The sequence below is a fragment of the Streptomyces sp. genome, assembly GCF_035645055.1.
Lineage (GTDB): Bacteria > Actinomycetota > Actinomycetes > Streptomycetales > Streptomycetaceae > Streptomyces.
The window spans coordinates 81,242-96,244 of the sequence record NZ_DASQNH010000064.1 but is presented as its reverse complement, the minus strand read 5'-3'; the positions used below and the strand labels follow the sequence as shown (position 1 = coordinate 96,244).

The following is a 15,003-nucleotide window of genomic DNA, read 5'->3' as shown; positions in this document are numbered from 1 at the left end:
CGTCGTCGTGGGCCGCGCCGATCCCGGGACGCCGCCGAACGGGCGGTCGCCTGGGCGGCGGCGGCCGGCCGGACCGTCCCCGTGGAACCGCTGTACGACGTCCTGTCCGCCGACCCGGATCCCTGGCCGAAAACCTTCTGTTCCGCCTCCTCGAGCGACTGGGTGTCGTCCCGCTGTGACAGAACTCGGCGGTCGCACGCAGTAGGGGGAAGTGCGGGCTCCGTCAAGGTCGGCGCCCATTGCAGGCCTCAGAACAGGCCCGGACAGGGAGACGTGGATGAGCCTGGTGGAACTGATCGCACAGGCCGATGAACGCGGACTGGCCGCCAGCGGACTGGCTTGTTTGGATCGGTGCGTGCCGCTGCTGGGCGGTGACGACGAGGTGCTGCGCCCGCTGTGGGCGAACCTCGTCGACGGCGGTGACGCCGGTGCCTGGGGCGGTCTGCTGGACCAGGTGCGCGCCCGGCTGGGCGGCGCGGACGTCATGGCCGCGGAGGACGTCGAGGACGAGGCCGCCCTGCTCGTCCGGCGGATGCTGGCCGCCGCCCCGGCCCTCCGGTCCGCCCCGGAGACCCGGGTGTGGGCCGACGCCTGCTCCGTCGCCGCGCTCCAGATCCACCGGCTGCTCGACCTGGCCGACGACGCCGACTCCGTCGAAGCCCGCCGCACCGGCCGCACCGAGGGCATGTCCCCGCTGGTCGCCGCCGAGCTGCGCCGTCAGATCACCGTCCTGGAACTCCTCGCCGAGCACGGCACCGGCGGCCTGCGCCGCGCCCTCGACGTCTCCACCGAGGGACGCCGGGTGCTGCGCGCGGTCGTGTCGCGACGGGCCCGGCAGGCGTAAACCCCCGGCGGGGCGGAAATCCTGTGACCGTTCCGGGGGCGAGTGGGGCGGTCCTGCGCCGGTTGCGGGAAGCCACCGGATCCGGGTGACGGATCGCCCGCCCGGAGCGCTCTTGACGATGTGACGACGACACAGCAGGAGATCAGGCCCTCCGCCGCGGCCAAGCCGGTGCGATGGGCGGCGGACGCGGTCGCGGCGATGCGGGAGGGGGCGCGGATCCGCCTCGACTACTCCGCGCAGAGCCTGTGGCGCGTCGACCGGTTCATCGACGAGCTGCGCCGCGAGGGCACCCCGTACGCCGCCGCGCAGACGGTGCTGCGCGGATTCGGCGCGTACGCCGGTGAGGTGATCGTCCGGCAGACCGGCGCCGAGTGGTGGGCGAGCGGCGGCGACCACTGGGTGCGCACCCCGGACGGCCGCCTCTGGGACCCCGTCGACGAGGCCCGCCGCTGCTTCACCGGCGACGGCTCGCTGCGGCTGCTCTGCCGGGACGCGACCACGGGCGCGCCCCGGAGTTAGGCACCACGGCCGGAGCCCGGCGCCTGTCGCGGGCCAGAACGACGCGCGAGAGGCGAAAAGGTTGTACGGGGGCTGTGAGGTGCCTGTGTGTGAAGGGACACGTCCGCCACCCGTGATGTTCGTGACGGACCGTCCGCTTGGTCATCCGGGAGAGCCGGAGGGGAATCTCCCACCTGGGCGAAGGGACGGGCTCATGGACCGGGCGGACCACACCACACGACCGTGCGCGAGAGGGATGCGCCCGTACACCACCGCCTTCGTGGCGCGCGTCACCGCCCGCAACCGGCTGCCGCTGGACTTCTCCGTGGCCAGCCTGCGGGTGGTCGACTTCCTCATCGACGGCATGCGCAAGGGCGGGGCCGAACGGGAACGGGTGGCCGAGACGCTGTTCGGGCTCGGCGCCTACGTCGGCGAGGTGCTGGTGCGCCGCGCGGGCGCGGTGTGGGTGGACTTCGACGCCCACCAGCGCGCGTACTTCGGGCAGCAGGTCGGCGTCCGGATGCCGGACGGCCGGGTCTGGAACCCGCTCGGCAAGGTCCACAACCGCTTCGACACCGGCGGTCCCGAGGAGTCCCTCCAGACCTTCTACCTGACACTGCACGGCCGGGCGCGGAAGGCCGTGGCCTGAACCCGTCGCCCGGTCCGGCCCCGCGCCGTGGGCGACAGCGAGGAACTGGTCCTCCAGGGGCAGCGCAGCGCCCGACCCGGCTTCGCGGAGCGGGCCGAGGCCCCGGTCACCGCCTGACCCGCTGTGACATTTCTGTGCGGACCGGCGCTGATGACCGTGGGGGATGTGGGCAAGGGCGGTCGTGTCTCCCGGTTCGGATCCGCCACAGACCGGTTAAGGGCGAGGACAGTTCTTGGGCCAGGGAGGGGAACCCCGCCGCGCGCAGGCGTACGACGGGGAACTGGGCGCGGCCGTCGCGCGGGCCCAGGAGGGTGACGAGGCCGCCTTCGCGGTCGCCTACCGGCTGGTGCAGCCCGGGCTGCTCGGCTATGTGCGCGGACTGGTCGGCGACGACGCCGAGGACGTGACGTCCGACGCCTGGCTGGAGATCGCCCGCGACCTCGGGCGGTTCAAGGGGGACGGAGCGGGCTTCCGCGGCTGGACCGCCACCATCGCCCGGCACCGGGCACTGGACCATCTGCGCCGGCAGCGGGTACGGCCCCGCTCGTCGGCGCTGGAGCAGGACGTCCTCGACCTGCCCGGCCGGCACAGCACGCACGACCAGGCCCTGGAGTCCCTCTCCACCAGGCAGGCCCTGGAGCTGGTGCGGGCGCTGCCCCGGGACCAGGCCGAGGCGGTGCTGCTGAGGGTCGTCGTCGGCCTCGACGGCCCGGCCGCCGCCCGCGTCCTCGGCAAGCGCCCCGGCGCGGTGCGCACCGCCGCGTACCGGGGACTGAAGCGGCTGGCCCGGCAACTGGGCGACCGGGGTGTGACGGATGGCGGGCCCGGGACGCTGGGGGAGTCGAAATGAACGTCGACGGGCACGTCGGCTTGGACATGTGAGAAGAACGGCGAAGTGAACCATGAACGCCGAATTGAACAGTGACGACGACAGCGAGGACGACAGATCCGGCCGAGGGCGGGGCAGTGGTCGGACGGGACGGGAAGCGGACATGGGTGAACGGCTGAACGGCGACGGAGCGCCCGCCCGCCACCCCGAGCCCCCCGCGCACCCCGACGCGGCGACTCCGGACGGTGCCTCTCCCGCCTCTCCGGCCTCTCCCGCCTCTCCGGTCACCCCCGTCTCCGCCGCCTCGTCGGCCCCGGCCGGGATCCTCGACGAAGCCGGGGTACGGGCACTGCTCGCCGCCGCGGTCCGCGTGGAGCCGGTGGACGCCGAGGGCGAGCTGCGGGCCGTGACCGCCTTCCGGGCCGCGCGGGACGCCGGGGCGCACCGGGCCCGTACCCGGCGCCGGGACGACTGGCGGCCCCGCGGGCAGCGCTGGTCGGCGCGCCCGGTGAAGACCGCGCTGTCCCTGTTCGCCGCGAGCCTCACCCTGGGCGGCGTCGCGGTCGCCGCGATCGGCTCGGGCGGCTCCGCCCCGGAGGATTCCGCCGAGGACCGCCGCCGCACCGCCCCGTCCGGCGTCGCCTCGTCCGGCACCGCCTCGTCCGGCAGCGCCCCGGCCCCGGCCACCGACGGGCCGACCGCCCAGGCCCCCGGCACCGGCTCAACGCGGTCGGACCGCCCGCTCACCGCCGCGGACGCCGACGCCCACTGCCGCGCCTTGGAGCGGGTCGAGGGCCATGGCCGGGCAATGGCGGCGACGGCCTGGCAGCGACTGATCGCGGCGGCGGGCGGCGCGGACGAGGTCGCCGGGTACTGCGCGCGGCGCCGGACGGACGACCGGGCGGACCCGGAGAACCCGGCGAGCCCCGCGAATCCGGGTGACCCGGAGAACCCGCAGGACGCGGGCAAGCAGGAGAGTCCGTCCAAGCCGGAGGCGCCGGTCACCCCGCCGGCCCGCCCGGCGGACCCCGGCGGCCGGGCGGAGGAGCACGGGCCGGAACGGGACACCGGCAAGCGGCAGGAGCGGAACTGAGAGGGCAGGCGAACCGTCGCCGCGTGTGTCGCGTCAGCCTCACGGGCCCGGCGAACGCCGCCAAGGCAACGGCCGGGGCCGCCACCCCCCACAGGAGAGGCCCCGGCCGTCGCGCGGCACGGGCCGCGCGGCGACCCGTACTTCCTACAGCGCCAGGGGCGCGGTTCGTGTCACACCCCGGCTTCCGCCCACCCTGCCCCGGCTCCGCCGGGGAAACGTTGCGTCACGAGTTAGTTGCAGCTTCTGGGTATCTCCCGTGGACGTGGACGGGGAGCGGTTTCAGGTCGTAACGTGCCATTCGCACCGGACCGCGGCCAGTGGAAGACAGAACGAACGTGGCAGACGCCCGCGCGAAAGCGGCGCCGGTGAGGCGCAGAGGGAGTGCGGTGCTGGGGGACGACGCCGAGCTGACGGCAGCGGTGCTTGCGGCACAGGACGGGGACGAGACCGCGTTCCGTACTGTGTACCGCGCGGTGCACCCGCGCCTCCTCGGATACGTACGGACGCTGGTCGGCGAACCCGACGCCGAGGACGTGGCGTCCGAGGCCTGGCTGCAGATAGCCCGGGACCTCGAACGGTTCAGCGGCGACGCGGACCGCTTCCGCGGCTGGGCCGCCCGGATCGCCCGCAACCGCGCCCTGGACCACATACGCATGCGCGGCCGCCGTCCCGCCATCGGCGGCGACGAGACCGAACTGACCGGCAGGCCCGCCGAGTCCGACACCGCGGGCGAGGCCATCGAGGCGCTGGCCACCGACCGCACCCTCTCCCTGATCGCCCGGCTCCCGCAGGACCAGGCCGAGGCCGTCGTACTGCGCGTGGTCGTCGGCCTCGACGCCAAGACCGCCGCCGAGACGCTCGGCAAGCGGGCCGGCGCGGTCCGCACGGCGGCGCACCGCGGGCTCAAGCGGCTCGCCGAACTCCTCGGCGAACCCGGCGGCGGCGATCCGGAATCGGCCGGGGTGCTCGACGCCCTGCCACCCCCGCGAGAACCGCGCGGACGCGCGGTGACGTCCGCGAGTGTGACGCATACGCGCGCGCGGACGCAGAAGGACATGTGATGGCCGACGAGCAGTACAGGTGGCTGGACCGTGAGACAGCGGAGCGTTTGCTGCGCGGCGAGTCACCGGACGCCGTCGACCCCGCCGCCCGGGACCAGGCCGAACAACTCGCCGAAGCGCTCGGCGCGCTCTCCACGACACCCCCGCTGACCAGCGAGGAACTCCCCGGCGAGGCCGCCGCGCTGGCCGCCTTCCGCAAGGTCCGCGCGGAGCGGGACGAGGAACGCGCGGCGCTCTCCGACCCCGCCCGCTCCCGTCCGGCCGACGCCGGGCTGATCCGTATCGGCGCCCGCGCGGGCGACCGCGCGACGGACGGCCGCCGCCCGCGACGGCCCCGCGCGCTGCGCCTCGGACTGGCCGCCGCGCTGGCCGCCGGCATGGTCGGCGGAGTCGCCTTCGCGGCCGGAACCGGAGCGCTGCCGTCGCCCTTCGACGACTCCCGGCCGCGTCCCGGCGCCTCGGTGTCGGCCGCACCCTCGGGCCGCCCGCTCGCCACCCCGTCCCCGGAGGGCGCCCACGGTGGCGGCTCCGCCGGGCCCGACGGCGGCCGGCCCTCGCGCGACGTGGCCGAGGAGGACGCCCAGGGCCGGGACCCCGAGGACCGGGCCGCCCCGTCCGGCGGGGCCGGCCGCTCGTGGACCGAGGTCGCCTCGTCCTGCCGGGCCGTGCGGGACGGTCGCGGCCTGGACGCCGACCGCCGCCGCGCCCTGGAGGGAGCGGCGGGCGGTTCCACGCGGGTGGACCGGTACTGCGACGGCGTGCTGCGGAACACGAACACCAACTCCGGGTCCACCGGCGGATCCGCAGCGTCCGGCCTGGGGCAGAGCCAGGGCAAGGGCGAGGGCAAGGGCGACAACGACAACGCCAACGGCACCACCGGCGACGGCGCGGGCGGCGACGGCAAGGGCAACGACGGCCAGGGGGACGACGGCAAGGGGGACGGCAACGGCAATGGCGCCGACGACGGCCACGGCATAGGCCGCCCCGGCGGCCACGGCCACGGACAGGGCCACCCCGACGGCAACGGCGGTGGCGGCAACGACGGTGGCGGCAACGGCGGTGGCAAGGGCCACGGTGAGGGGCACGCCGCCGGGCAGGACGCTTCCGACCACGCGCACCGTGAGGTCCGGACCTCCCCGTCGCCTGAGCCCTCCTTCACCCCGCCGTACACAACGCGCTGACCTGCGGTTTTTTCATGCGCTCAAGATTTTTCCGGCTGGGTGTGACGTTTTCGGCCCCCGGGGCGCAGTACAGAGTGAGCCGACTGGTCATCGGCCGTCGCATGGAGCCGGGGTTCCCCCCGTACCCACGGCTCGTGCACACGGCGCGGGCGGGACACGTTCCCCCGGTCCCGCCCGCGCCCCGCATCCCCCCAGTTCGCCGCGCCGCCGCGCGCCTCACCAGTGGACGACGACCTTGTCCCCGGTGCGCACCTGGGCGAACACCTCCGCGATCGCCGTCTCGTCCCGGACGTTGACACAGCCGTGCGAGGCGCCCGCGTAACCGCGCGCCGCGAAGTCCGCCGAGTAGTGCACCGCCTGGCCGCCGCTGAAGAACATCGCGTACGGCATCGGCGCGTCGTACAGCGTGGAGTGGTGGTGGCGGGACTTCCAGTAGACCTGGAACTCGCCCTCGCGGGTCGGGGTGTACTCCGACCCGAAGCGGACCGGCAGGGTCGTCACCGTCCGCGCGTCGACCATCCAGCGCAGCGTCCGGCTCGACTTGCTGACGCAGAGCACCCGCCCGGTCAGACAGCGCGGGTCGGGCGCGTCGGCGGGCTGGCCGCCCATCAGATACAGCTCCCACCGCCCCGGTTCACGGGTCATCCCCAGCAGCCGCTGCCAGGTCACGGTGTCCGTCTCGCCGGTTGGCGGGAGCCCGCGCTTGCCCTGGAAGCCCCGGACGGCCCGTTCGGTCAGATCGTCGTACGTCCCGGTCGGGCCGTCGAACAGCCAGGCGACCTGCCGCAGCCGGGCCTGGAGTTCCCGGACGTCACGGCCGGTGTCGCCGCGGGACCACAGGACGAGCGGCGGCACGCTCGGCTTGTCGTCGGCCGGGGTGGAGGCAGCGGGGGCGGAGGCAGCGGGCGCCGAGGGGGCCGGGGCGGCCGGGGCCGGGGTGGCGGGAGCGGCCGGTGCCGTGCTGGTGATCTCGATGTGCACCGGGCCGCGCGGCTCGCCGTCCGCGTCGACCGCCTGGGCCGTGCAGCCGCAGACCGCCGCCAGCGTCAGCGCCGCCAGCACCACCAGTGTCTTCGGCGCCTTCGGTGTCCCCGTCGCCCGTCCCGCGTCCTTCGCCGTCCGCATGACCGCCCCCTCGTCGCCGCACCGCGGCCGTCGCGCCGCGCCGGTGTCATCCGGGAGTGTTCCCCGCGCGTGACGGGTCGCGAACGGCGCGGCATCGTTGTGAGGAAGGTCCCAGCGTGGGGGCCTCCACCGGGCGCACGGCCGTCGCTACAGTCCGTGGCGAGGGTTGGTTGTACTGGCGAGTAAAGAAGTAGTGCGGAGGCACACCATGGCACGCGAGTCGGAGTCCGGACTGCCCATCGAGCCGGTGTACGGGCCGGAGGCGCTGGAGGGCTGGGACCCGGCGGAAAAGCTGGGTGAGCCGGGCACGTATCCCTTCACCCGGGGCGTGTACCCGACGATGTACACCGGCCGCCCCTGGACCATGCGCCAGTACGCCGGCTTCGGAACGGCCACCGAGTCCAACGCCCGCTACAAGCAGCTGATCGCCAACGGCACCATGGGCCTGTCGGTCGCCTTCGACCTGCCCACCCAGATGGGCCACGACTCGGACGCGCCCATCGCGCACGGCGAGGTCGGCAAGGTCGGCGTGGCGATCGACTCGGTCGACGACATGCGGGTGCTGTTCGGCGGGATCCCGCTGGACAAGGTGTCGACGTCGATGACGATCAACGCCCCGGCCGCCCTGCTGCTGCTCCTCTACCAACTCGTCGCCGAGGAGCAGGGCGTCAGCGCCGACAAGCTCACGGGCACCATCCAGAACGACGTGCTGAAGGAGTACATCGCGCGCGGGACGTACATCTTCCCGCCCAAGCCCTCGCTGCGCCTGATCGCCGACATCTTCAAGTACTGCAAGGCCGAGATCCCGAAGTGGAACACCATCTCGATCTCCGGCTACCACATGGCGGAGGCGGGCGCGTCCCCCGCGCAGGAGATCGCCTTCACCCTCGCCGACGGCATCGAGTACGTCCGTACGGCCGTCGCGGCCGGCATGGACGTCGACGACTTCGCCCCCCGCCTGTCCTTCTTCTTCGTCGCCCGGACGACGATCCTGGAGGAGGTCGCCAAGTTCCGCGCCGCCCGCCGGATCTGGGCGAAGGTGATGAGGGAGGAGTTCGGCGCGAAGAACCCCAAGTCGATGATGCTGCGCTTCCACACCCAGACCGCGGGCGTGCAGCTGACCGCCCAGCAGCCCGAGGTGAACCTGGTGCGGGTCGCGGTGCAGGGCCTGGCCGCGGTGCTCGGCGGCACCCAGTCGCTGCACACCAACTCCTTCGACGAGGCGATCGCCCTGCCGACGGACAAGTCCGCGCGGCTCGCCCTGCGCACCCAGCAGGTGCTGGCGTACGAGACGGACGTGACGGCGACGGTCGACCCGTTCGCCGGCTCCTACGTCATCGAGCAGATGACCGACGAGGTCGAGGCGGCGGCCGTCGAGCTGATGCGGAAGGTCGAGGACCTCGGCGGCGCGGTCTCCGCGATCGAACGCGGCTTCCAGAAGAACGAGATCGAGCGCAACGCCTACCGGATCGCCCAGGAGACCGACTCCGGCGAGCGGGTCGTGGTCGGCGTCAACCGCTTCCAGCTCGACGAGGAGGAGCCGTACGAGCCGCTGCGCGTCGACCCCGCGATCGAGGCGCAGCAGGCGGAGCGCCTGGCCAGGCTGCGCGCGGAGCGCGACCAGGCGGCGGTGGACTCGGCCCTGGCCGAGCTGAAGAAGGCCGCCGAGGGCGAGGACAACGTCCTGTACCCGATGAAGGACGCCCTGCGGGCCCGGGCCACGGTCGGCGAGGTGTGCAACGCGCTGCGCGAGGTCTGGGGGACGTACGTCCCGTCGGACGCGTTCTGACCTTCGAGACGCCGGCGAGGAGTGTCGTACCCCCGTGCGACACTCCTCTCCATGCTCGGCGTCATCGACCTCCCCACCTACCTGGCAGGCCTCGTCCTGATCGTCCTGCTCCCCGGGCCCAACTCGCTGTACGTCCTGTCCGTGGCCGCCCGCAAGGGCATCCGGACCGGGTACGCGGCGGCGGCCGGGGTCTTCACCGGTGACACGATCCTGATGACGCTGGCGGCGCTCGGCGCGGCCAGCGTGCTGACCACGACGCCGCTGTTGTTCCTGGTGGTGAAGTACGCCGGTGCCGCCTATCTGGCGTGGATGGCCTACGGCATGCTGCGCTCGGCGTGGGCGCTGTGGAAGGCGCGCGGCGAGGAGCGGACGGCGGCCGCGGCGCCGGCCGTCGCGCAGTCCGCCGAGGAGCGCCCGTACCGCCGGGCCCTGGTGGTCTCCCTGCTCAACCCGAAGGCGATCCTGTTCCTGATCTCCTTCTTCGTGCAGTTCGTCGACCCGGACTACGCCTATCCGGCGCTCTCCTTCCTCGTCCTGGGCGCGCTGCTGCAGACGGCGAGCTTCCTCTACCTGTCGCTGCTGATATTCGGCGGCACCCGCCTGGCCGACGCGTTCCGTCGCAGGCGGCGCCTCGCCGCGGGCGCCACGTCCGTCGCGGGCGGACTGTTCCTCGGCTTCGCGGTGAAGCTGTCCCTGGCGGGCACCTGACCGGTCCCGCCCCGGGACACCGGCGCGGGTGACACGGCCGGACGCGCGCCGTGCGGGTGAGAGACCGCCAGGGGTCAGCCCAGCGCGCGCCGCAGCCGCGGTGTCGCCCACCGCTCCACGTACCGGTTGAACAGCCGCGCCAGCACCAGCATCGTCACCAGCGTGGCCGTCAGCGTCAGCCACGACGGCAGCGCCAGGTCCTGGTGGAAGACCTCGACGGCGACCCAGCCCAGATGCTCGTGGACGAGGTAGAAGGGGTACGTCAGCGCGCCCGCGGTGGTCAGCCACGGCCAGTCGGCCCGACGCAGCCAGCCCAGCGCGACCGCCAGGACGGCGAGGAAGCCCGCGGTGACGATCAGGATGATCACGGAGGCCGAGCGGTAGGAGAAGTGGCCGGGGCCGGGGCTGTGCCACAGGTCGGCGACCGCGTAGTGCTGCCCGGTCAGCCAGCTCACCGCGACGATGCCCCACGCGATGGCGTCCCGCCGGTCGCGGTGCAGCAGATACAGGCCGATACCGCCGATGAAGAACGGCGCGTACTCCGGCATCAGCACCAGGTCGAGCAGCGGCTCGCCGGCGGCGTCGGCGATCGCCGCCGCCAGCGTCCACACCGCGCAGAACAGCACCACCCGCCGCCGGCTCGCGCCCGGCAGCACGACGCACAGGGCGAACAGCGCGTAGAAGCGGATCTCCACCCACAGCGTCCAGCACACGCCGAGCACCCGGTCGGCGCCCAGCGGCTGCTGAAGCAGGGTCAGGTTCACCAGCGCGTCACTCGGCGAGACCGCCGCGAACGCCACGCCCGGCAGCGCGAACACCGCCGTCACCAGCACCACGGCCACCCAGTAGGAGGGCATCAGCCGGGCCGCGCGGGAGGCGAAGAAGGAGCGCAGCGGCCGTCCCCAGCCGCTCATGCAGATGACGAATCCGCTGATCACGAAGAAGACCTGGACACCGAGACAGCCATAGGCGAACCACGAGTGCAGCGTGGGGAACTGCTGTTTCGGCGAGGACCCCCAGGCGTTGGTGATCTCGCCGCCCCGGCCGCCGTAGTGATAGAGCGCCACCATCAGCGCCGCCACCAGCCGCAGCCCGTCCAGGGCGCGCAATCGGCCCGCCCCGCCGGCGGCCCGTGGTTTCTCAAGAGCCGCGGAGGAGGACCGAGTTGGGCTGACGAACGTTTCGACCACGGCGCCACCCTAAGGTGTGCTTCTCGGTAATTCCGTTCGAGGCAAACACGATTTGCCTGCATGACCCGAACGGTTCACCTGTGCTTCGTCTTGGTTTCTTAGCGTTCTCCAACCTTCCCCATTTTCCTTGGCAGATCCTTGCCTTTCTTTTTCCAGCAGGAGCACCATGACGAGGGTTCGCAGCAGATGGTCACGTCCCCGGACGGGGGACCTGGCATCCGCGCCCACGGACGGCGGACCACCCACCGCCCAGGTCACCCCGGCCGAGCTGGAGGACTGCCTGCGGGCCTGCGCCGTGCACAGCGGCAAGCTGGTCGGCAGCCTCGACAACCGCCGGATCGCGCTGGCCGAACAGCTGCGCAAGCTGCTCGCCCTGTGGGCGCAGGAGCAGCCCCAGCCCGCTCCGGCGGGCGGCGCCGGCAGCCTGATCCGCCGGGGCGCCAAGGCGGTCGCGGGCGGCGGTCTGAGCAACGACCTGCTCGACGCCCTCCTCGCGGTCGCCAACAAGTGCCTCGACTGCGGCTACGACGACGAGCTGAACCTGGCCCTGCTGATCAGCGACACCGTGCTCACCCAGCGCAGGAACTCCCGCGCGGGCTGGCGGCTGCGCGGCCGGCTGCTGGAGGCGATGGGCCGCCCGGCCGCCGCCGTCGAGGCCTTCGAGCGCTACCTCGCCCTCACCGAGGAGGACGGCTTCGGCGTGCGCGCCAAGGTCGCCGGACTGCGCACCGCCACCGAGCGCCGCGCCGACCTGCTCGCCCTGCTCCAGCGCACCGTCCCCGACGCCGCCCGCCACGCCGGCGGCCCCGCGACCGACGTGTGGGCCGACGGTCTCGCCGCGCACGCCGACGGCGACGGGGAGCGGGCACGGGCCCTGCTGGTCGGCGCCCTGGTCGCGCTGGACCGCGCCGAGGCCCCGGAACAGGAGTTCCAGGAGGCGCTCAGCCACTACCTGGACCTGTGCACCGGCGCCCGGGCCCGCCCGACCCCCGAACTGGCCGAGGTCATCGCCCTCTTCGCCGAGCAGCGCCGCAACCGGATGCGCGGCCCGCTGCCCGACCCGCTCTTCGGCGGGGTGCAGTGGATCGGCCTCGGCGAGTTCCGCAACCGGATCGCCGGGAAGTCGGTCTGCCTGATCGCCAACTCCGGCAAGGTCGGCGAGAGCGGCATGGGCGCCGAGATCGACGGCTACGACCTGGTCGTCCGCTTCAACTCGTACAAGATCGATCCGGCGCACACCGGCAGGCGGACCGACATCCACGCCACCATCCACAAGCACGGCTTCAACTGGGACCAGCCCGTCGACACCCGCCTGGTCTTCGGCGGCATCTCCGGCGACTGGAAGTACTCGCTGCGCAACCGGCTGGTGCCGGGCGCCCAGCAGTACCTCGGCGACGAGTCGCTGCGCTGGCCGGTGCGCAACATCGGCAAGTGGGGCACCGACCGCTGGCCGTCCATCCCCACCTCCGGCTTCAACATGCTCTTCCTGCTCGACTTCCTCGACGTCAGCCCGGTCCTCGACCTGATCGGGTTCGACTTCTACGAGTCCGGCGCCTACCGCCTCGCCGAGGCGATGAAGATGCCCATCACGTCCGTGCACGAATACACCAGCGAGAAGGCGTGGGTCATGGAACGGGCCCAGAGCGTCTCCGGCATGAGGATTTCCCTGCGATGACCCCTGCACCCGCAGCCATAGCCCAGGCCGCCACGGCCCCGGTCACCGACGCCCGCGCCCTCACCGGCAAGCGCAAGATCGCCTTCGCCAGCTTCGTCGACGAGAACTACCTGCCCGGTTTCCTCGTCCTGCTGCGCTCCCTCGCCCTGACCAACCCGGGCGTCTGCGAGGACTTCATCGTCCTCCACGACGATCTGCGCCCGGCCTCCGTCGCGAAGATCCGCGCCCTGCACCCGCGGATCACCTTCCGCCGGGTCGACGCCGGCCACTACGACTCCTACGTCAAGGGCGACCAGGACAACTACCTGGTCCGCAAGGCGTACTTCATCCTCGACGTCTTCAAGATCCGCGACTACGACACCGTGATCACCCTGGACACCGACATGGTGGTCCTCGGCTCGATCGCCGAGCTGCTCTCCCTGCGCGAGGGACTGGCCGCCGTACCGCAGTTCTTCTACGGCCAGCACAAGCTCAACAGCGGCCTGCTCGTCATCCAGAAGGAGTACCTGACCGACGAGTTCTGCGCCCGCATCGACGAGATCGGCCGCTCCGGCGCCTACGAGCTGGACAAGCACGACCAGGGCATCCTCAACGCCCTCCTCGACGGCGACTTCGTCCGCCTCGACGCGAAGTACAACTTCGTCAAGCGGCGTCTCTCCGGCGACCTCCCGGTCCCCGACGACACCGCGATTCTGCACTTCACCGGCCGCCACAAGCCCTGGCAGGGCGGTGAGGCCGGCTACGAGCAGGCGCAGGAGCGCTGGCGCGAGTACCGGATGAGCGACGCCGACCTCCAGGCCGCCTTCGTCGCCCGCGGCGGCTCCGCGCACCGCGACCTGCTGATCCACTTCGGCACCCCGCACGTGGAGCGCACCGGCGACGTCGACACCGCCCGCAAGGTCGCCCTCGCGCACATCGGCAACGGCGACTACCAGGCCGCCGTCGACATCATGGAGCGCGTCCACATCCCCGTCGACGAGGCCTGGCCGCACGAGGTCTACGGGCACGCGCTGATGAGCGTCTCCCGCTACGAGGAGGCCCGCGCCCAGCTGCTGCTGGCCACCGCCGCGCCCAACCGCGCCGCCACCGCCTTCGCCCGGCTCGCCCAGATCGCCTGGGTGCACGGCGACGACGCGACCGCGCAGAAGTACGCCCTCCAGGGCCTCACGGTCGACCCCACCCACCGGGCCAGCCGCATCTGGCACCAGCGCACCCTCGGCATGCCCGTCCAGCAGCAGGGCAGCCCCGCCGAGCAGTTCGCGCACGTCGCGTTCTACATGGACCGGCAGGGCAACGCGGGCGACAAGCTGCTCCCGGAGTCCGTCCGGCTCGCCTTCGACCCGGACACCACGGGCCGCCGCTGGCTCTCGGTGCACGCCCACCGCCTGTTCGACGAGGCGGCCCTGGAGCGGGTCAACGCCCGGCGCGGCCTGGTCATCGGCGGTGGCGGTCTGTTCATCCCGGACACCATGCCCAACGGCAACAGCGCCTGGCAGTGGAACGTCCCGGACGACCTGCTGGAGCGCGTCGAGGTGCCGATCGCGGTGTACGCCGTCGGCTTCAACGCCTTCGACGGCCAGTCCTACCGGGCGAACCGGTTCCGCGAGTCGCTGCGCAAGCTGGTGGAGAAGTCGGCCTTCTTCGGGCTGCGCAACCACGGCTCGATCGAGAAGGTGCGGGCCATGCTCCCGGCCCACCTGCACGACAAGGTGCGCTTCCAGCCCTGCCCCACCACGGTCACCCGGCAGCTGGTCGACGGCTGGCGGGACCCGGCGACCCGCGACGACACCATCCTGATCAACGCCGCCTACGACCGCGCGGGCCTGCGCTTCGGCCACGACTACGGCTACTTCCTGGCCCAGATGGCCCAGGCGGTGCGGGACCTCGGTGAACTGGCCGAGGTGCAGTGTGTCGCCCACTCGCTGGACGACGAGCGGATCGCCTTCGACCTGCGGCGCGAGCACGGCATCTCGCTGCCGGTCATCCCGATGTACGACTTCGGCAACGACGAGATCCGCGAGCTGTACGCGCGGACCAAGCTGGTCATCGGCATGCGCGGCCACGCGGGCATGATCCCGTTCGGCTGCGGCACGCCCATCATCAGCCTGATCTCGCACCCGAAGATGGCGTACTTCCTGCGCGACATCGAGCGCCCGGAGTGGGGCGTCTCCGTCCACGACCGCAACCTGGCGGCGATCCTCGTGGAGCGCTCCCGCGAGCTGCTCGCGGACCACGCGAAGACGGTGGCCGACGTGCACGGCCGCCAGCAGGAGCTGTGGAGGATCACCCAGGCGAACGCGGCCGAGCTGCGGACCATCCTGGGGAGCTGACCAAGGGCCGGGGCGGGCCCCCACGTCCGTG

13 protein-coding genes are annotated in these 15,003 nt (G+C 72.8%); 11 read left to right on the top strand and 2 right to left on the bottom strand.

Translation table 11 applies throughout. The features are described 5' to 3' along the window. The first annotated feature begins 277 nt into the window (after positions 1-277). The 7 genes from VE614_RS21185 to VE614_RS21155 all read left to right on the top strand — a co-directional run bounded on the left by VE614_RS21185 (position 278) and on the right by VE614_RS21155 (position 6,155). A complete protein-coding gene (locus VE614_RS21185) occupies positions 278-844 on the top strand; it encodes a hypothetical protein (RefSeq protein ID WP_324939280.1) in 567 nt (188 codons plus the stop codon). 120 nt (positions 845-964) lie between these two features. Beyond that, positions 965-1,363 carry a hypothetical protein gene (locus tag VE614_RS21180; RefSeq protein WP_324939277.1) on the top strand — a complete coding sequence of 133 codons (399 nt, stop codon included), beginning with the start codon at positions 965-967 and terminating at the stop codon, positions 1,361-1,363. Positions 1,364-1,598: 235 nt separating this feature from the next. Further along, positions 1,599-1,991 carry a hypothetical protein gene (locus tag VE614_RS21175; RefSeq protein ID WP_324939274.1) on the top strand — a complete coding sequence of 131 codons (393 nt, stop codon included), beginning with the start codon at positions 1,599-1,601 and terminating at the stop codon, positions 1,989-1,991. 232 nt (positions 1,992-2,223) lie between these two features. Beyond that, a complete protein-coding gene (locus VE614_RS21170) occupies positions 2,224-2,841 on the top strand; it encodes an RNA polymerase sigma factor (RefSeq protein ID WP_324939271.1) in 618 nt (205 codons plus the stop codon). Positions 2,842-2,983: 142 nt separating this feature from the next. Beyond that, a complete protein-coding gene (locus VE614_RS21165) occupies positions 2,984-3,913 on the top strand; it encodes a hypothetical protein (protein WP_324939268.1) in 930 nt (309 codons plus the stop codon). A gap of 386 nt (positions 3,914-4,299) precedes the next feature. Next, a complete protein-coding gene (locus VE614_RS21160; protein ID WP_324939265.1) occupies positions 4,300-4,974 on the top strand; it encodes an RNA polymerase sigma factor in 675 nt (224 codons plus the stop codon). Beyond that, positions 4,974-6,155: a hypothetical protein gene (locus VE614_RS21155; RefSeq protein ID WP_324939262.1), complete on the top strand. Its 1,182-nt coding sequence runs from the start codon at positions 4,974-4,976 to the stop codon at positions 6,153-6,155. Before VE614_RS21160 ends, VE614_RS21155 begins: the two co-directional genes overlap by 1 nt. 216 nt (positions 6,156-6,371) lie before the next feature. Here the strand turns inward: VE614_RS21155 and VE614_RS21150 are convergent, their stop codons facing one another. Further along, the gene (locus VE614_RS21150) at positions 6,372-7,280 is read right to left on the bottom strand and encodes a L,D-transpeptidase family protein (RefSeq protein WP_324939259.1); all 909 of its coding nucleotides are present in this window, start codon (positions 7,278-7,280) and stop codon (positions 6,372-6,374) included. Positions 7,281-7,488: 208 nt separating this feature from the next. Here VE614_RS21150 and VE614_RS21145 point away from each other — a divergent pair, with 208 nt between their 5' ends. Continuing rightward, entirely contained in the window at positions 7,489-9,069 is a 1,581-nt protein-coding gene (locus VE614_RS21145) for an acyl-CoA mutase large subunit family protein (protein WP_324939256.1), read from the top strand. A 51-nt stretch (positions 9,070-9,120) separates the two neighbouring features. Further along, positions 9,121-9,777: a leucine efflux protein LeuE gene (gene leuE / locus VE614_RS21140; protein WP_324939253.1), complete on the top strand. Its 657-nt coding sequence runs from the start codon at positions 9,121-9,123 to the stop codon at positions 9,775-9,777. A 74-nt stretch (positions 9,778-9,851) separates the two neighbouring features. Here leuE and VE614_RS21135 read toward each other — a convergent pair whose 3' ends face one another. Continuing rightward, positions 9,852-10,967 (bottom strand): acyltransferase, encoded by a 1,116-nt coding sequence (locus VE614_RS21135; protein ID WP_324939250.1) that lies wholly within the window; start codon positions 10,965-10,967, stop codon positions 9,852-9,854. A 166-nt stretch (positions 10,968-11,133) separates the two neighbouring features. Between VE614_RS21135 and VE614_RS21130 the strand changes: the two genes are divergently transcribed. Further along, the gene (locus VE614_RS21130) at positions 11,134-12,642 is read left to right on the top strand and encodes a hypothetical protein (RefSeq protein WP_324939247.1); all 1,509 of its coding nucleotides are present in this window, start codon (positions 11,134-11,136) and stop codon (positions 12,640-12,642) included. Next, positions 12,639-14,972: a glycosyltransferase gene (locus tag VE614_RS21125; RefSeq protein ID WP_324939244.1), complete on the top strand. Its 2,334-nt coding sequence runs from the start codon at positions 12,639-12,641 to the stop codon at positions 14,970-14,972. The genes VE614_RS21130 and VE614_RS21125 overlap by 4 nt, the downstream gene beginning before the upstream one ends. Positions 14,973-15,003: the final 31 nt, after the last annotated feature.